Source organism: Sphingomonas sp. 179-A 2A2 NHS, assembly GCF_045371305.1.
Classification (GTDB): Bacteria; Pseudomonadota; Alphaproteobacteria; order Sphingomonadales; family Sphingomonadaceae; genus Sphingomonas.
This window is the reverse complement of record NZ_JBIQDE010000003.1, coordinates 430318-447466: the sequence shown is the minus strand read 5'-3', so window position 1 is coordinate 447466 and position 17149 is coordinate 430318. Positions and strand designations below refer to the sequence as shown.

At 67.4% G+C, this 17149-nt stretch carries 12 protein-coding genes and 1 tRNA gene; 11 read left to right on the top strand and 2 right to left on the bottom strand.

Annotated features, from left to right (window positions below):
• Window positions 1–4: 4 nt before the first annotated feature.
• Complete coding sequence (locus tag ACH0AE_RS08485; protein WP_406875648.1) at window positions 5–1696, bottom strand: M1 family metallopeptidase; 1692 nt, start codon at window positions 1694–1696, stop codon at window positions 5–7.
• A gap of 84 nt (window positions 1697–1780) precedes the next feature.
• On the opposite strand from ACH0AE_RS08485, the gene lon reads away from it, so the two are divergent.
• The 5 genes from lon to ACH0AE_RS08460 all read left to right on the top strand — a co-directional run bounded on the left by lon (window position 1781) and on the right by ACH0AE_RS08460 (window position 9531).
• Window positions 1781–4177, top strand: a complete 2397-nt coding sequence (gene lon, locus ACH0AE_RS08480) for an endopeptidase La (RefSeq protein WP_406875646.1) — start codon at window positions 1781–1783, stop codon at window positions 4175–4177.
• A 159-nt stretch (window positions 4178–4336) separates the two neighbouring features.
• On the top strand, window positions 4337–4609 hold the full coding sequence (locus ACH0AE_RS08475; RefSeq protein ID WP_406875645.1) for an HU family DNA-binding protein: 273 nt from the start codon (window positions 4337–4339) through the stop codon (window positions 4607–4609).
• A 64-nt stretch (window positions 4610–4673) separates the two neighbouring features.
• Window positions 4674–4748: transfer RNA gene (locus ACH0AE_RS08470), tRNA-Val, on the top strand.
• 259 nt (window positions 4749–5007) lie between these two features.
• Window positions 5008–6624 (top strand): hypothetical protein, encoded by a 1617-nt coding sequence (locus ACH0AE_RS08465; RefSeq protein ID WP_406875643.1) that lies wholly within the window; start codon window positions 5008–5010, stop codon window positions 6622–6624.
• 96 nt (window positions 6625–6720) lie between these two features.
• On the top strand, window positions 6721–9531 hold the full coding sequence (locus ACH0AE_RS08460; protein WP_294443706.1) for a TonB-dependent receptor domain-containing protein: 2811 nt from the start codon (window positions 6721–6723) through the stop codon (window positions 9529–9531).
• 61 nt (window positions 9532–9592) lie between these two features.
• On the opposite strand, the gene ACH0AE_RS08455 is transcribed toward ACH0AE_RS08460, so the two are convergent.
• A complete protein-coding gene (locus ACH0AE_RS08455) occupies window positions 9593–10255 on the bottom strand; it encodes a prolyl hydroxylase family protein (protein ID WP_406875641.1) in 663 nt (220 codons plus the stop codon).
• Between the two features lie 118 nt (window positions 10256–10373).
• On the opposite strand from ACH0AE_RS08455, the gene ACH0AE_RS08450 reads away from it, so the two are divergent.
• The 6 genes from ACH0AE_RS08450 (at window position 10374) to ACH0AE_RS08425 (ending at window position 17149) form a co-directional block, all read left to right on the top strand.
• Window positions 10374–11213, top strand: coding sequence for a type II secretion system protein N (locus tag ACH0AE_RS08450; RefSeq protein ID WP_294443704.1), 840 nt, complete (start codon window positions 10374–10376; stop codon window positions 11211–11213).
• Window positions 11210–13399, top strand: a complete 2190-nt coding sequence (gspD, locus tag ACH0AE_RS08445) for a type II secretion system secretin GspD (protein ID WP_294443703.1) — start codon at window positions 11210–11212, stop codon at window positions 13397–13399. The genes ACH0AE_RS08450 and gspD overlap by 4 nt, the downstream gene beginning before the upstream one ends.
• Before the next feature lie 91 nt (window positions 13400–13490).
• Entirely contained in the window at window positions 13491–14993 is a 1503-nt protein-coding gene (locus ACH0AE_RS08440; protein ID WP_406875680.1) for a GspE/PulE family protein, read from the top strand.
• Between the two features lie 41 nt (window positions 14994–15034).
• Window positions 15035–16258 carry a type II secretion system inner membrane protein GspF gene (gene gspF, locus ACH0AE_RS08435; protein WP_294443702.1) on the top strand — a complete coding sequence of 408 codons (1224 nt, stop codon included), beginning with the start codon at window positions 15035–15037 and terminating at the stop codon, window positions 16256–16258.
• 8 nt (window positions 16259–16266) lie between these two features.
• On the top strand, window positions 16267–16707 hold the full coding sequence (gene gspG / locus ACH0AE_RS08430) for a type II secretion system major pseudopilin GspG (RefSeq protein WP_294443701.1): 441 nt from the start codon (window positions 16267–16269) through the stop codon (window positions 16705–16707).
• Window positions 16682–17149, top strand: a complete 468-nt coding sequence (locus ACH0AE_RS08425) for a GspH/FimT family pseudopilin (RefSeq protein WP_294443700.1) — start codon at window positions 16682–16684, stop codon at window positions 17147–17149. The genes gspG and ACH0AE_RS08425 overlap by 26 nt, the downstream gene beginning before the upstream one ends.

The window sequence follows — 17149 nt, the reverse complement described above, 5'->3', positions numbered from 1 at the left end:
TCGCCTAGCGCCGCGCCTTCGCCTGCCAGGCCCGATAGCGTTCGACCGCTTCGGATCGGCGCAGCACGCGCGCGGCGGGATCGATCACGACATGGGTGCCAGCCGGGACGGTGAGTTCGCCGCGCCCGCCCTCCATCGTCACGCGCTCCACCCGGTTGCCGATGCGCACCTCGACCGGCATCGGGAACGGCCCGCCGGCACGCCATTCGAGCCGCAGCCTGTCGCCGTCGCGCGCCTCGACCAGTTCGGGGAGGGCGGCGCGGCGGAGGTAGGCGTCAAAGAACCAGTCGAGATTGCGGCCGGCCTCTTCCGCGACGATCTGCTGGAACTCGCGCGTCGAGGCGAAGCGGGGTGCGAAATTGCCGGGCTTGGGATCGGGTCGGCCATAGACGAGGCGGCGGGTGGCGCGGAAGAAGGCCTCGTCGCCGATCAGCCAGCGAAGGGTGTGCAGCGTCCAGGCGCCCTTGAAATATACGTCGGTTCCGGCGCCGCCGAGCGCGGGTTCGTACACTTCCTCCTCGGTCAGGAGCTTGTCGCGCACCACCGGCGCCTTGTTGGTGATCCGGTTGCGCTGCGCATCCAGCATCACGGCATAACGCGCGTCGCCTTCGCGCCACTGGCCGTAAAGCGGCTGCATGTATTGCGCGAAGCCTTCGTGCAGCCAGTAATCGTCCCAGTTCGCCGCCGTCATCTGGTTGGCGAACCATTCGTGCGCGAATTCGTGCTGGAACAGCCAGTCGAACCCCTCCGGCGCCTTGGCGTAGTTGTTGCCATAGGCGTTGATGGTTTGGTGCTCCATGCCCAGGTGGGGCGTCTCCACCACCGCCATCTTCTCGTCGGCGAAGGGATAGGGCCCGATCACCTGCTCGAAGAATTCGAGCGTCGGGGCGAACTCGTCGAACAGCGCGCGTGCTTCTGCTGCCTTGCCGGGCAAGTGCCAGTAATGAAGCGGGATCGTGTTGCCGAAGCGGCTGCGATAGCTGCCGGTGATCTCCTCATAGGGGCCCACCGCCAGCGACACCGCATAGGTATTCGGCTGGCGCGCGCGCCAGTTCCAGCGAGTGCGCCCGTCCGGCAGCACGTCGACGCCGAGGAGGCGACCGTTTGAAGGTGCCTTCAACCCCGCCGGCACGGTAATGTGGAGATCGACCGATTTGGGCTCGCCGGTCGGAAAGTCGAGGCAGGGCCACAGCAGGTCGCAGCCATAGCCCTCGGTCGTCGTCGCCACCCACGGCTTGCCGTCCGGCGTGGTGGACCAGACGATGCCGTCGTCCCATGGCGGATTAAGCGCGACGTGCGGCGTGCCGCCGTAGCTGATTCGCGCGCGCACCGTCTGCCCCGCGACCAGCGGGCGCGGCAGGGTGATCGTCAGCTGCCCATCGGGGTTCGACCAGGCATCTTTGGGCACGTCCACGTCGTCGATCGCGATCGCCGAGACCGGCAGGTTGCGATCGAGATCGATCACGAGCCGCGACAAGGGCGCGCGGGCAGTGAAGGTGAGCGTCGCCACGCCGGTGATCCGGCGCCGCTTGGGCAGCACCTCGAAGGCGAGATCGGCATGGTCGAAGACGACCGCGGTCTGCTCCGCCGGGCGGGGGCCGCCCGACTTCTGCGTTTGGGCGGTGAGCGGTGGCTCTCCCTTGGCGGGCAGAGACGCTACGGCTGCAAGCAGCAGGGCGGCGTTGATTAGCGGCACTCGGACGCTGGCCGATTGATGGAAACGACTTTAACCCCATATAAGCCGAGTATGCCGCCTGTTCGGAGCGGCACCGGAGTTTTCATGACCCAGACTTTCCCCGTTCTTCCGCTGCGCGACATCGTTGTTTTTCCACACATGATCGTGCCGCTGTTCGTCGGCCGCGACAAGTCGGTCGCCGCACTCGAAGCGGCGATGGCGGCTGACAAGGAAATTTTCCTCGTCGCCCAGCTCGATCCGGCGGAGGATGATCCCAAGGAAGACGATCTCTACGACATCGGCGTGACCGCCACGGTCCTGCAGCTGCTGAAGCTGCCCGACGGCACGGTACGCGTGCTGGTCGAAGGCAAGCAGCGCGGCCGGCTGGGCGGGCTGATCGATGCCGGCACCTATGTCACCACGGAAGTGACGCTGATCGACGAAGTGGAGGCCGAAGGGACCGAGGTTTCCGCGCTGATGCGATCGGTGATCGACCAGTTCGAGAATTACGCCAAGCTCAACCGCAAGCTGCCGGCCGAGACGGCGGTGCAGCTGGCCGAGATCGAGGACGCCTCGCGCCTCGCCGACGCGGTTGCCGGCAACATCTCGATCAAGGTGGCCGACAAGCAGGCGCTGCTGGTGGAGGGTGATCCCGCCCGCCGGCTGGAGATGGTCTATGCCTTCATGGAAGGCGAGCTCGGCGTCCTGCAGGTCGAGAAGAAGATCAAGAGCCGCGTCAAGCGCCAGATGGAGAAGACGCAGCGCGAATATTACCTCAACGAGCAGCTGAAGGCGATTCAGCGCGAGCTCGGCAACGAGGGCGAGGACGGCGAGGGCGACGAGGTCGCCGAGCTGACCCAGAAGATCGCGACGCTGAAGCTTTCCAAGGAAGCGCGCACCAAGGCGACCGCGGAGCTGAAGAAGCTGAAGACCATGGCGCCGATGAGCGCCGAGGCGACGGTGGTGCGCAACTATCTCGACGTGCTGCTCGGCCTGCCGTGGGGCAAGAAGAGCAAGCTGAAGAAGGACATCGCCGCGGCGCAGGCGATCCTCGACGAGGATCATTATGCGCTGGAAAAGGTGAAGGACCGGATCGTCGAATATCTCGCGGTTCAGGCGCGCACCAACAAGCTGAAGGGGCCGATCCTGTGCCTCGTCGGGCCGCCGGGCGTGGGCAAGACGTCGCTCGGCAAGTCGATCGCTAAGGCGACCGGGCGCGAGTTCATCCGCCAGTCGCTCGGCGGCGTGCGTGACGAGGCCGAGATCCGTGGCCACCGGCGGACGTACATTGGCTCGCTCCCCGGCAAGATCGTGACGAACCTGCGCAAGGCAGGGGCGGCGAACCCGCTGTTCCTGCTCGACGAGATCGACAAACTGGGCCAGGATTTCCGCGGCGATCCGGCATCGGCGCTGCTCGAGGTTCTGGATCCCGAGCAGAACGGCAAGTTCAACGATCACTACCTCGAGATCGACATCGATCTCAGCGACGTGATGTTCGTCTGCACGGCGAACACGCTGAACCTGCCGCAGCCGCTGCTCGACCGCATGGAGATCATCCGCCTCGAAGGCTATACCGAGGACGAGAAGGTCGAGATCGCCGAGCGTCACCTGATCGCCAAGCAGATCGAGGCGCACGGCCTGAAGGAAGGCGAGTTCACGCTGACCCCGGAAGGCCTGCGTGCGCTGATCCAGCGCTACACCCGCGAGGCGGGCGTCCGCACGCTGGAGCGCGAGATCGCCAAGCTTGCGCGCAAGGCGCTGCGCCAGATCCTGGAAAGCAAGGCGACCAGTGTGACCATCACGCCGGAGAACCTCCACGAGTTCGCGGGCGTGCAGAAGTATCGCCACGGCCTGTCCGAGGAGGAAAACCAGATCGGCGCCGTCACTGGCCTCGCCTGGACCGAAGTGGGCGGCGAGCTGCTGACGATCGAAAGCGTGACCGTGCCCGGCAAGGGCGCGATCAAGCTGACCGGCAAGCTGGGCGACGTGATGAAGGAATCGGCGGAGACGGCGATGAGCTTCATCAAGGCACGCGCGCCGTCCTACGGGATCAAGCCGAGCCTGTTCCATCGCAAGGACGTGCACGTCCACCTGCCGGAGGGCGCGGTGCCGAAGGACGGCCCGTCGGCCGGCATCGGCCTTGTCACTTGCATCGTTTCCACGCTGACCGGCGTGCCGGTGAAGAAGGAAGTGGCGATGACCGGCGAGGTCACGCTGCGCGGGCGGGTGCTGCCGATCGGCGGCCTGAAGGAAAAGATGCTTGCGGCGCTGCGCGGCGGCATCACCACGGTGCTGATCCCGCAGGAGAATGAGAAGGACCTCGCGGACATCCCGCAGAACATCAAGGATGGCCTGAAGATCATCCCAGTGACGCATGTCGACGAGGTGCTTCGCCTGGCGCTGACCGAGCCGCTGGAGGCGATCGACTGGACCGATGCGGACGAACTGGCGGCCCAGCCGCCGGCCCCGATCGCGCCGGCCGGGGGTGAACTTCACCACTAAGTCGTTCTGATTAATAGGCGCATCGACCACGGCGGTTCGTCGCAACCGCCGTGGTTTCGTTTGACAGCGCGTCGGGCAGCCGCCTTACTGGTCCGATCAGCCCATCGATGGGCCGAATCCAATTATTCACACATACGCACAGCAGACGGGGGTCCGTGCATGAACAAGCAGGAGTTGATTGCGGCCGTGGCGAACGCGTCGGGACTTGCCAAGGGCGATGCGGTCCGCGCGGTCGAGGCCGTGTTCGACACGATCACCGCGCAGCTCAAGAAGGGCGACGAGGTCCGACTGGTTGGCTTCGGCACCTTCGCGGTGTCGAAGCGCAAGGCCTCCACGGGCCGCAATCCGCGCACCGGCGAGCCGATGAGCATCAAGGCGTCGAGTCAGCCGAAGTTCAAGGCCGGCAAGGTGCTGAAGGATTCGTTGAACTGAATGTGTTTTGACGGGCTGGACAGGCGGCGACGTGCCGCCTAAAGGCCCGCTTCCGGTTCACACCGGGCGCGTAGCTCAGCGGTAGAGCACACCCTTCACACGGGTGGGGTCACAGGTTCAATCCCTGTCGCGCCCACCATATTCAGCCCCGTCGGTCACTTGACCGGCGGGGCTTTTGGTTTGCGGGCTCCATCGGCCAACCGCCGTACCGAGCGTCCCGCCGCGGCACCGGCGGCGCGTTTGTCACGCCTTCGCAACATATCCGTCACGCCGGCGTCTCCGAACCTCCACGCAGCTGTCATCGCGCGCCTCTAGCGGCGCTCTCGAAAGGCGAACGGGCAAGCGGCTCGACTCGTCTTTGGTCCGGGGGACGGGCCGACGATCAACGGGAGTGACACATGCTGAGCATCGGCCGCCGTAACCAGTTTCTCGCGGGCACCGCCTGCCTTCTGCTCGCCGCCTGCGGCGGTGCGGATGGTGTCGCCTCGCCTGGTGCCGGCAACATCGACGTGATCGTGACGCCGCCGGCGCCGACGCCCACCCCGACCGGCACGCCGACCCCGTCGCCGATCACCGCGGCGCAGTTCGCCGTGGCGACGACCGTCAACGGCGTGACGATCACGGCCGACGAGCAGCTGGCGATCGTCAATGCCGGCGCGAACAACAATGTGAACGGCGCGGCCGGGCTGAACGGCGTCTATCCCGCCAGCGCGTCATCGCTGACCGCCGCCAGCAACCCGACCTCGCTTGGCAGCTTCTTCACCGCCACCAACTTTGTCGGCGCGCTGAACGGGCCGAACGACACGTCCTTCCAGGGCTGGACCTGCAATTCGACTGCGGCGAACTTCGGCGGTGCGTCGGTCGCCTGCACGGCAGTGCCCAGCATCGGCAGCGGCGGTGCGACCGCGGCGTGCCCGGCGGGCACGGTCGATGACGGGATCGTCGCGACGTTCCGTGCGTGCCGGCTGCCGACGGTCATCTCGTCCAGCCTGTCGCTGCCGAAGATCCCGGGCGTGTTCTACCGCTTCCGCGGTCAGACCGAAGTGGGCGTGGATGTCGGCACGACCGGTGCCTCCTCGGGCGTCGTGCTGACGATCGCGCCGGGCGTGGTGCTGGCGGCGGATTCGTCGGAAGCGTCGAACGACCTCATCATCGTCAACCGTGGCAGCCGCATCAACGCAGTGGGCACGGCGGAAGCGCCGATCATCTTCACCTCGCAGCAGAACCTCAGCAGCAATGGCGTGTCGGATGCGACGCAGGGCCAGTGGGGCGGGCTGATCCTGCTCGGCCAGGCGCCGACCGCGGTGTGCGCGTCGGGCACCGGCCCGAACAATGCCGACGGCTCCAGCACGACGTGCCAGAACCCGATCGAGGGCGTGACGGGCCGCTTCTATGGCGGGCCGAACAAGGAGAGCAATTCGGGCACGCTGCAGTACGTCCAGATCCGCTACACCGGCATCGCGATCAGCGAGGGCAACGAGCTTCAGGGCCTGACGCTGGGCGGTACCGGCAGCGGCACGACGATCGATCACGTGCAGAGCCACAATTCGGCCGATGACGGGATCGAGATCTTCGGCGGCACGACGAACCTCAAGTATTTCGTCGTCACCGGCGCGGACGACGACGGCTTCGATGTCGACAACGGCTGGCGCGGCTTCATGCAGTTCATCATCGCGGCGCAGAAGGCGTCGGGCTCGACGGCGGACTCGTTCGCGACCGAGATCGACTCGAACAACGCCGAGGACCTGCTGCCGCGCACCTTCGGCCGCTATGCCAATTTCACCTTCATCCAGAGCCCGTCCTCGGCGCCGGCGGCGATCCGCCTGCGTGGCGGCGCGGACTTCGCCTTCGTCAACGGCGTGGTGAAGACGGCGTCGGGCCAGGGCTGCGTCAACATCATCGCCGGCGAGGGTTCGGGCGACAGCCGCACGACGATCCGCCCGGCGAATGCGGCGCTGCAGGATGCCGGCGCCCCGACGTTCAACTCGGTCTACTTCCAGTGCCAGGGCCGCTGAGCCAGTCACTCCCCTTGTGACGACCGCGGGCCCCGGTGATCGCCAGCATGGCGGCACCGCGGGCCCGTTCACCAATATCGACCGGAAGGCCCGATCATGCGCCAGCGCATCGCCTATTCATCCCTGCTTCTGCTGACCACCATCCTGGTGGCCCCCGCCGCGCTGGCGCAGGTCGCCCCGTCCACCGGCGCCCCGTCGACCAGCGCGCCCGCCGGTCCCGAACCGACCAGCACCACTGCCACCAGCGCGCCCGAGGTGGCCGCGGGAACGGAGCAGCAGGCGGCCGAGGTCTCGGCGCCGGGCGTCGATGCCACCTCGGGTGACGACATCGTGGTGGTGGGGCGCAACATCCCCAATTCTATCCGCTCGACCGCGCAGGTCATCAGCGTGCTGTCCACGGCGGATATCGCGCGGACCGGCGAGGGCGACATCGCCGGGGCGCTGACGCGCGTCACCGGGCTGTCGGTGGTCGGCAACGGCTATGTCTTCGTGCGCGGGCTTGGCGATCGCTATTCCTCGGCGCTGCTCAACGGCTCGCCGCTGCCGAGCCCCGAGCCGCTGCGCCGCACGGTGCCGCTCGACATCTTCCCGACCAGCATCGTCGGCTCCGCGCTGGTGCAGAAGACCTATTCGGTGAACTATCCCGGCGAGTTCGGCGGGGGCGTGATCAACCTCACCACCAAGGCGATCCCGGACGAGAATTACGTCACCATCGGTGCGTCGGGCGGGATCGACACGGTGACGACCGGAAAGCTCGGCTACACCTATTACGGATCCAAGTCGGACTGGCTCGGCTATGACTCCGGCACCCGCAAGGTGCCCGCGTTCATCCGCAACGCGCCGTTCGGCAATGGCGTGATCCCGACCGCGCAGGTGGCGCAGCTCTCCAATGCGCGCACCACCTTGCTGCAGCAGAATTTCGACATTCCGGCGAACTGGTCGGGGGACCTCAACCTCGGCCTCGTCGGTGACCTCGGCGCGGGGCGGATCGGCATGATCGCCACTGGCAGCGTCTCGAACACGTGGCGCACGCGTGACACGACGCAGCAGGACACCGTCACCGCGACGGGCGCGCTGCGCAACGACTTCGATACCGTGATCACGGACAATCGCGCGGTGGTGAACGGCCTGCTCGGCTTCGGTTACGAATTCGACGAGAACCGCATCCGCTGGACCAACGTCTATATCCACGACACGCTGAAGCAGGGCCGAGCATCCGCCGCGACGGTGTTCAACAATTCGTCGGGCAACCCGATCTTCCAGCAGAACACCAACTGGTTCGAACGGCAGCTGATCGAGACGCAGCTGGTGGGCGAGTTCAAGCCGATCGACGATTTCTCGATCGACGTGCGCGGCGCCTATGCCAATTCGAAACGCAATTCGCCGTACGAGCGGCAGTTCATCTATAACTGCAACACCAGCCTCGACGTGCGGCCGAGCCAGCCGGGCAGCGTGCCGGGCGTGGGCGCGATCATGTGCCCCGGCGTGTGGCAGGCGACCAACGCCTTCGACCGCTTCGCCACCGTGGTGTTCAGCGAGCTCAACGAGGATCTCTACTCGGGCCAGGCGGACCTGACGTACAAGCTGTCGACCGAGCGGCCGTTCACGCTGTCGGCGGGCTATTATTATTCGCAGAACGAGCGCACGTCGCTGCGCCTGCCGTTCACGTACCAGACGACCACGGGTGGGGCGATCCCGTTCCCGTGCAACCTGTTCCGGCCCGACTATCTGCTGTCGCCGGACGTGCTGAACGGCTGCCCGGTGGCGACGAGCGGCAGCCAGGCTGAGAATGCGGTGCAGCTGCGCTTCGACTCCGGCCTGAACGGCTCCTACGCCTATGACGCGAGCCTCAAGATCCACGCCGGCTATGTCCAGGCCGAGGCCGAGGCGATCGACGGCGTGCGCGCGATCGTGGGTGTGCGCTACGAAACGGCGAAGCAGCAAGTGACGCCGATCGGCGCGACCTCGACGCGGCTCAACAACGATTACTGGTTGCCCGCCGCGACGCTGACGTGGAACTTCGCACCCGACATGCAGCTGCGCGTTGCGGCGGCGAAGACGATCGCGCGGCCGCAATTCCGCGAGCTTGCCCCCCAGGCGTTCCGCGATTTCGAATCCGACCGCCTGTTCTTCGGCAACCCGCTGCTGCGCGATTCGACGCTCTACAACCTCGAGGCGCGCTACGAATGGTTCTTCGACCGTGACCAGCGGCTGACGGCGGCGGGCTTCTACAAGGAGATCAACCGGCCGATCGAGCAGGTGGGCTTCTACCCGACGCCCGACGCGCGGCTGCAGACCGGCTTTACCTATCTGCCCAAGGCCACCTTGTGGGGCGGCGAGATCGAGATGCAGAAATACGTGCCGCTCGATTTCATCAACGGCGACTGGGCCGGCAAGCGCCTGGTGGTGATCGCAAACTATACCTACACCCAGTCCAAGATTACCGCGAACAGCCAGTGCGTGCCGAGCGTGCTGGGCGTGACGCTGGGCGGGTGCGGCGACGGGTTCGCGCCGGCGAACCTCCAGTTCCGTGACGGCGCGCCGCTGACCGGCCAGTCCGACCATCTCGTCAATCTCCAGCTCGGCTACGAGGACAAGGAGAACGAGATGCAGGCGACGTTCCTGTTCAACTATGCCAGCAACCGCGTGACGAACCGTGGGCCCTCGCTGCTGACGGGCGTCGGCTTCCAGCCGGACATCATCGAGAAGCCGGGAATCCGGCTGGATTTCGTGGCGCGCCAGACGGTCGACTTCCTTGGCCAGCGGGTGGAGCTGAAGGGCGAGGCGCGCAACCTGACGGGCACGAAGTACCAGGAGTTCCAGACCTTCGCGGACGGGCAACGGGTGTTCATCAACCGCTACAACCAGGGCCGGTTGCTGACGCTGGGCGCCAGCATCACCTTCTAGGAGGTGCTTCCATCCCCGGCCCAGCGGCAGCCCGAGCGGGTGCCGCCGGGCTCGGCGCGTCTCAGCCCCACGGCTTCTCGCGAAACCATTTGGTGATGATGTACTTGGTGCCGGCGCGCACCTTCATCCCGTGATGGATGGTGGCGGGGTTGGGCGAACCATCGGCGCGTCGGTTGTTCCACGCCACCAGCTTGCCGGTTTGGGGCTGGATCGTCTTTTCGATCGTCTTGAAGCGGGTGGCGCCGCCGGCCTCCGGCTCGTTGAGGTAGATCATCACCGTCCAGGTGCGGTTGCCGGCCACGGCGCAGAAGCGGTGGAAGTCGACCCCGTTGGGCTCGAAATAGTCGGTATGCGCCTTGAACTCCTGCCCGGGCGCATAGCGCTGGCCCTGCGGCGGCTCGCCGAACATCGGGTGGAGCCCCGTCGCGGCGCCAATCGCCGCCTCCACCTGCTGCACGACCGGGTCGGCGGCGTCGAGATCGCAGGTCTCGCTGGTACGGAAGGCGGCATCGCCATTGGCGTCTGCGATCGTGGAGGGACGGCGGTTCGCGTCGATCAGCGCGACCAGCGCAGCGCAGGTCTCGGCATCGAGGAAGCCGCGCTTCATGAACAGGCTGACCTTGGGGCTCGGCACCCGCTGGATGCCGGGGTGCGCGGCCAGCTGGGCGATCACCGCGGCCTCGTCCAGGCCGGACAGGGCGGGGTCAATGAGCGATGTGTCCATGGTGGCCATTCTGCCAAGGCGAATGATGGCTCACCAGCCTCGGAAATATTACACTTCCTTGCAATGCCGCTGTAACATCACCGACATAGCGGCGGCAGGGGCGGGAATTGGCAGGTCCATGCGATTGAGTTTCGACGCTCGTGCGCGGGCGCTTCTGCGGCGGATGCCCGCCGTCAACGTCTATTCGCTGGCCGAGCTGGTTCTGCTTGGCGTGCTTGCCGTGCAATGCGCGCGGCTGGTGTGGACGGTGCTGACCCCGGTGTCGCCGCTGGGGGACTGGCGGCCTGCCGGGGTGACTCTGCCGGCCGCGCCGGGCGAGGTGCTGCGTGGGTTCGATCCGTTCTATCGCATCGGGGGCACGCAGGGCGGCCCGGCGGTGGTCACCTCGCTCCAGCTCAAGCTGTTCGGCACGCGCATCGACGAGGCAATGGGCCGCGGCTCGGCGATCCTCGCCGGGCCTGACGGGGTGCAGAAGAGCATCGCGGTGGGAGAAGAGATCATTCCGGGCGTGGTGCTGAGGGAAGTCGCGTTCGATCATGTGACGATCGAGCGCGGCGGGGTGCGCGAGGATTTGTTCCTCGATCAATCGGCCGGGGCGGCGGGCGCCGGGGCTGCGCTGCCGGTGTCGGACGGCGGATCGTTCGCGTCCGAGCCGGTGCAGGCCGGGGCGGGCGGCATCACCGTGCAGCAGTTCCAGGACGATATCGGCTTCGTTCCACGCGTCGAAGGAGGCCGGATCAACGGCCTTGTCGTTCGGCCGCAGGGCACGGGCGCGGCGTTCCGCGCCGCAGGCTTGCGCGAAGGCGACATCATCATCGAAATCGGGGGGCGGCCGGTGCAGGGGCCGTCCGACGTGGAGCGGCTCGCCGCGCAATTTAGCGGGGGTGGCACCTTGACGATGACGGTGAACCGGGGCGGGCAGAGCCTGCCGCTGAGCGTGCAGGTGGCCGGCCGATGAAGCGATTGCTGTTAGCGCCGGCACTGGCGCTCGTCCTGGCGACGCAGGCCGCGGCGCAGACGACGCTGAACGTGCGGGACGCGGATATCCGCGCCTTCATCGCCGATGCCGCCAAGGTGACGGGACGCACCTTCATCATCGACAGCCGGGTGCAGGGCAAGGTGACGGTGGTGACCGACCGGCCGCTCAGCCGCTCGGAATATTTCGAGGTGTTCCTCTCCACGTTGCGCGCCAACGGGCTGGTCACGGTGCCCACCGCGACCGGTGCGCTGCGCGTCCAGCCGATCGAGAATGCCGCCGCCCAGCCCGGGCGGGTCGGCAGCGCCGGCGCCGCGCGCAACCAGTTCGTGACGGAAATCGTCCGCCTGTCAGCGGTCGATGCGCAATCGGCGGTCGATACGGTGCGGCCGCTCGTGTCGCCGCAAGGCTCGGTCAGCGCCAATCGCGGCGGCAACTCGATCGTCATCGCGGATTTTGCCGACAACGTCCGCCGCGTGCGCGAAGTGCTGCGCCGGATCGATACCGACAATAATTCGACGCGCGTGATTGCTTTGAAGAACGCCGGCGCGCGCGATATCGCCACGGCGCTGCAAGGGCTGGTGGGCACGCCGGCGCAGGGATCGACGCAGACGACCAGCGTGGTGGCAGTGGAAGGCGCCAATTCGATCGCGCTGCGCGGCGATCCGTCGACGGTCGCGCGGCTGGCGCAGGTTGCGCTCGATCTCGATCAGAAGGCGAAGAGCGGCACCGAAATCCGCGTCGTGTTCCTGGAGAACGCCGATGCCGCGCAGCTCCTGCCAGTGCTTCAGCAACTCGTCGGCCAAACCCCTGATTCCGTGCCGCAAACGACGCTGAGCCAGTCGAACTTCGGCACCAGTGCCAATGGCGGCAGCGGCACCGGCCAGCCTAGCATCGGCGGCGGCGGCGCCAGCCAGCAGCAGAGCCAGGCGGCCCCGGGCGGCGGCGCGAGCGGCCAGGCGGCGGTGCAGGCGCAGGGGGGCAGGGCGCCCGCCGTGGTCACCCGCTTCGTCGGCGCCAATGCGATCGTCATCGCCGCCCCGGCCGATATCCAGCGGCAGCTGGCCGAGGTCGTGCGCCAGCTCGATACGCGGCGCGAGCAAGTGCTGGTCGAGGCGATCGTCGCCGAAGTTTCCGACCAGACGGCGAGCCGGCTCGGCTTCCAGTTCCTGCTCGGCAGCCTTTCCGGCGGCGCGTTCGGCGCGACTAGCTTTTCCAATTCGGCGCCGAACCTGCTTTCGATCGCCGGGGCGATCGGGGCTCGGAGCCTGGCGACGACGACCACCACGGTGAATGGCACCACCACGACGACGACCACCGACAATTCGATCAGCGATGCGCTGGCGCAGCAGGCGGTCAGCTCGATCCTGGGCGCTGGGGGTGGCTTCGGCGGGTTCGGCGGCAATATCGGCGGGGACACGATCTTCGGCGCGATCATCAACGCGGTGAAGAGCGACACGACGTCGAACCTGCTGCAGGCACCCAGCCTCATCACGCTCGACAACCAGGAAGCGCGCATTCTTGTTGGCCAGGAAATCCCGATCACCACGGGCCAGGCATTGAGCCAGAATTTCGACAATGCCTTTCGCACCGTGCAGCGCGAGAATGTCGGCATCCAGCTGGAAGTGCGGCCGCAGGTGAATTCCTCCGGCTCGATCAAGCTGTTCCTCCACCAGCAGGTGAGCTCGATCGCCGGGCCCGTCAGCGACGACAATTCGGATCTCATCCTCAACAAGCGCGAGGTGGAGACGACGCTGACCGTGGACGACGGGCAGATCGCGATCATCGGCGGCCTGCTGAGCGACGACGAGCGCCGCACGCTGGAGAAGCTGCCGTTCCTCGGGGACATTCCGGTGCTGGGCAATCTCTTCCGCTCCAAGGGCCGGCAGCGGACGAAGACGAACCTCATGGTGTTCATCCGCCCGACGATCCTGCGCACGCCGCAGGACACGCGCCGCGTGACCGAGCAACGTTACGGATATCTCAGGCTGGAGCAGGGGGTGCAGGATCCCGGCCGCGAGCCCTCGATCGACCAGCTGGTGCGCGATTACATGGGCGCCGCCCCGCCGATCCCCAGCGCGCCGGTGCCGGGGAATATCGAGGACCCGCGCGTGAACGTGCCTGTGCAACGCAATTCCACCGTCACGATCAAGCGGCGCGGCAATTGATCGCGCGCGCGCCTTGGTGCTTGATCGTGCGCGCAGGCCGGGGCGGGGCGTGAGCGATCCGTTGCCGCTGCCGATCGCGGGGGCGCAGCCGCTGCCGGAGCCGGTGTTGCGGCTGGGCGCGGAGCTGGAGGCGGAGGCGCTTGCGCCCGTCGCGCTTCCCTATGCCTTCGCGCGCAAGTTCGGCGTGACGCTGTCAGGCGAGGGCGTTGCGCTGCGTGAAGGGGCAGACCCGCGCGCACTGATCGAGGTGCGCCGCGTGCTTGGCCGCCCGTTCGATGTGACGGTGCTGGAGCCCGCTGCCTTCGACCGGCTGCTGGGTGACAATTACGCGATGGACGGGCAGGCGACCGCGCTCGCCGCGGTTGGCATGGGCGACGAGCTCGACCTGCTCGCCGACGGCATCCCGACCGCCGAGGACCTGCTCGATACGGCGGACGATGCACCCGCTATCCGCCTGATCAACGGCGTGATCGCCGACGCGGCCCGCCACGACGTGTCCGACATCCATATCGAGCCGTATGAGAGCGGCCTCGTCGTGCGGATGCGGATCGACGGTGTGCTTCGCGAGACACTGCGCATGCCGCCGCATGTCGCGCCCGTCGTCGTCAGCCGGATCAAGGTGATGGCGCGGCTCGACATCGCCGAGCGGCGCGTGCCGCAGGACGGGCGCATGGGGCTGACGCTGGGCGGCAAGCTGCTCGACGTGCGCGTCTCCACGCTGCCGAACCGCGCGGGCGAGCGCGTGGTGCTGCGTATCCTCGACAAGGACAAGGCGGGGATCGACCTGAACGCGCTGGGCATGGATCCGCGGATGCACGGCATGCTCGACGCGGCGATCCATGAGCCGAACGGCATCGTCCTCGTCACCGGCCCGACCGGCAGCGGCAAGACCACGACGCTCTACGCCGCGCTGCGCATGCTGAACGATGGCAGCCGCAACATCCTGACCGTCGAGGACCCGGTCGAATATGCCGTCGACGGCGTCGGTCAGATGCAGGTCAACGCGAAGGTGGGACTCACCTTTGCCGCCGGCCTCCGCGCGATCCTGCGCCAGGATCCGGACGTGGTGATGGTGGGCGAAATCCGCGATCGCGAGACGGCGGAGATCGCAGTGCAGGCCTCGCTGACCGGGCATCTGGTGCTGTCCACCGTCCATACCAATGACGCCGTGGGCGCGATTACCCGCATGCGCGACATGGGCGTGGAGCCGTTCCTGCTCGCCTCCACCTTGCGCGCGGTGATCGCGCAGCGGCTGGTGCGGCGGCTGTGCCCGGAATGCCGTCGCGCGGTTCCGGCTGGGGACACGGTGGCGTCGCTGTTGGGCATCGCGCGCGAGGTCACGGTGTACGAACCGGTGGGCTGCGCGGAATGCAACGGCACCGGCTTCAAAGGCCGCGTCGGCGTGTTCGAGGCGATCCGCATCGACGAGACGGTGCGGCGGCTGATCAACGACGGCGCGGACGAGACGGCGATCGCTGCGCACGCCTTCACGCGCGGCGAAACGCTCGCGGCGGCGGCCAGGCGCATGGTGGAACAGGGCGTGACGACGCCGGAGGAAGCGGTGCGCGTGTCGCGCCGTGACAGCGATGGCTGATCGCAACGCTTCCGGCTGCGGCGTGCGTTCGGGTCAGCCCGGTGCCTGACTTCGATTATCTCGCGATCGACACGCGCGGACAGGAAACGCGCGGGCATGTCGCGGCGGTCGACGCCGAGACGGCGCGCGCGATGCTCGACCGGCGACGGCTATACGTCGTTCGGATTGAACCGGGCAGCGCCCCCGCCGCACGTGGGCGCCCGCTGTTCGGGCTGCAGCTGGGCCGCCCCAAGATGTCGGCCAAGCAGCTGACGTTGTTCACGCGCCAGCTCGCGACCCTGTCGCTCGTTTCCCCGCTCGAAGAGTCGCTCCGAACGATCACGCGCCAGACCGAGCAGGAAAAGGTGCGCGAGATCGTGCAGGCGGTTCACGCCGGCGTCGTCGAGGGGCGGCGGCTCGCGGATGCCATGGCGCGTGAGCCCAAGAGCTTCCCGCCACTATACCGCGCGATGGTGGCCGCCGGCGAAAGCTCCGGCACCCTGCCGACGATCCTCGAGCGGCTCTCCGCGCTCCTCGAGCGTCAGGCAGAGATCCGTGGCAAGCTCCTGACGGCGCTGGCTTATCCGATCATTCTTGCCGTCGTTGCGATGGGTGTCGTCACGGCGCTGATGATGTTCGTCGTGCCGCAGGTCGTGGAGCAGTTCGACACGATGGGACAGGAGCTTCCGCTGCTCACCCGGCTGGTGATTGGGCTTTCGGACGTGCTGGTCGGCTGGTGGTGGCTGATGCTTCTGGCGGCTGCGGCGATGGTCGGGCTGTTAGTCGTCGCGCTGCGCCAGCCGCCGATCCGGCTCGCGTTCGACACGTGGCTGCTGCGCGTGCCGCTGTTGGGGCGGTTGCTGCGTGATCTTCACGCCGCGCGGATGGCGCGTACGCTCGGCACGATGGTGGCAAGCCGCCTGCCGCTGCTGGAGGGTTTGTCGCTCACGGCGGGGACGATCCACAACCGGCGGCTTCGCGCCGCATCCGACGAAATCACCGATTCGATCCGCGCCGGCGGCAGCCTCTCGGCGGCGATGCGCCGTGCCGCCGTCTTCCCGCCGCTGCTGATCTATCTTGCTGCCTCCGGCGAGGCGGCGGGGCGGCTGGACGAGATGCTGGAGCGCGCCGCCGACTATCTGGAGCGCGAGTTCGATCGCTTCACCGCCACCGCCATGTCGCTGCTCGAACCCGCGATCATTGTCGTCATGGGCGGCGTGGTGGCGACGATCGTGCTATCGATCCTGCTCCCGATCCTGCAACTCAACACCCTTGCCGGCCAATGAGAGAGATGATGCGAAAAGAAGCCCACAAGCGTCGGAAGAAGAACGGTTTCACCCTGGTGGAGCTGATGGTCGTGATCGTCATCATCGGCCTTCTGGCGACGATCGTCGCGCTCAACGTCATCCCGTCGGGGGACACGGCGCGGGTGCAGAAGGCGAAGGCGGATATCGCGACGATCGAGCAGGCGCTGGAGATGTACCGGCTGCAGCAGAACAATTACCCGACGACCGCGCAGGGCCTTGCCGCACTGACAAGCCCGCCCGCCGGCCTTGCCAACCCGGCCGCCTATCAACCGGGCGGTTATATCAAGCGCTTGCCGGACGATCCTTGGGGCCGGCCGTATCTTTATGCGTCGCCCGGAAAGCACGGCGCGGCGGACGTCTGGACCAACGGCGCCGACGGGCAGGAAGGCGGCGAGGGGATCAATGCCGATATCGGCTCCTGGCAATAGCCGCCCTGCGGCCGAACGCGGCTTCACGCTCGTCGAGCTGATGGTCGTACTGACCGTGATCGGCCTTGCCTCCGCGGCCGCCGTGCTGGCGATGCCGGATCCGCGCGGGCGCCTGGTTGACGAGGGCGCGCGCTTTGCCGCCCGCGTTCGGGCGGCGCAGGATTCGGCGGTTATTACCGGCCGCCCGGTCAGCGTCTGGGTGACGCCGACCGGCTATGGCTTCGACGAGCGCCGTGACGGGCGCTGGGTGGCGCTGGCGGACAAGCCGCTGCGCGTCGCCAATTGGGGTGAGGGCACGCAGGCCGTGATCCGGGAGCGCACCCGCGTGACGTTCGATCCGATGGGCATGACCGATCGACCGCTAAGCGTCCTTTTGCGTCGTGACCGCACCCGCGTGACCGTCTCGATCGGCGCGGACGGGCGCGCGAAGGTCGACAGCTGA

What these genes read in the sequence shown, in the direction of transcription:
- ACH0AE_RS08425 (WP_294443700.1), top strand. Translation starts at nt 16,682, where the DNA reads ATGCCGATATCGGCTCCTGGCAATAGCCGCCCTGCGGCCGAACGCGGC.
- gspG (WP_294443701.1), top strand. Translation starts at nt 16,267, where the DNA reads ATGCGAAAAGAAGCCCACAAGCGTCGGAAGAAGAACGGTTTCACCCTG.
- ACH0AE_RS08455 (WP_406875641.1), bottom strand. Translation starts at nt 10,255, where the DNA reads ATGGACACATCGCTCATTGACCCCGCCCTGTCCGGCCTGGACGAGGCC.
- ACH0AE_RS08450 (WP_294443704.1), top strand. Translation starts at nt 10,374, where the DNA reads ATGCGATTGAGTTTCGACGCTCGTGCGCGGGCGCTTCTGCGGCGGATG.
- ACH0AE_RS08465 (WP_406875643.1), top strand. Translation starts at nt 5,008, where the DNA reads ATGCTGAGCATCGGCCGCCGTAACCAGTTTCTCGCGGGCACCGCCTGC.
- lon (WP_406875646.1), top strand. Translation starts at nt 1,781, where the DNA reads ATGACCCAGACTTTCCCCGTTCTTCCGCTGCGCGACATCGTTGTTTTT.
- ACH0AE_RS08475 (WP_406875645.1), top strand. Translation starts at nt 4,337, where the DNA reads ATGAACAAGCAGGAGTTGATTGCGGCCGTGGCGAACGCGTCGGGACTT.
- gspD (WP_294443703.1), top strand. Translation starts at nt 11,210, where the DNA reads ATGAAGCGATTGCTGTTAGCGCCGGCACTGGCGCTCGTCCTGGCGACG.
- ACH0AE_RS08460 (WP_294443706.1), top strand. Translation starts at nt 6,721, where the DNA reads ATGCGCCAGCGCATCGCCTATTCATCCCTGCTTCTGCTGACCACCATC.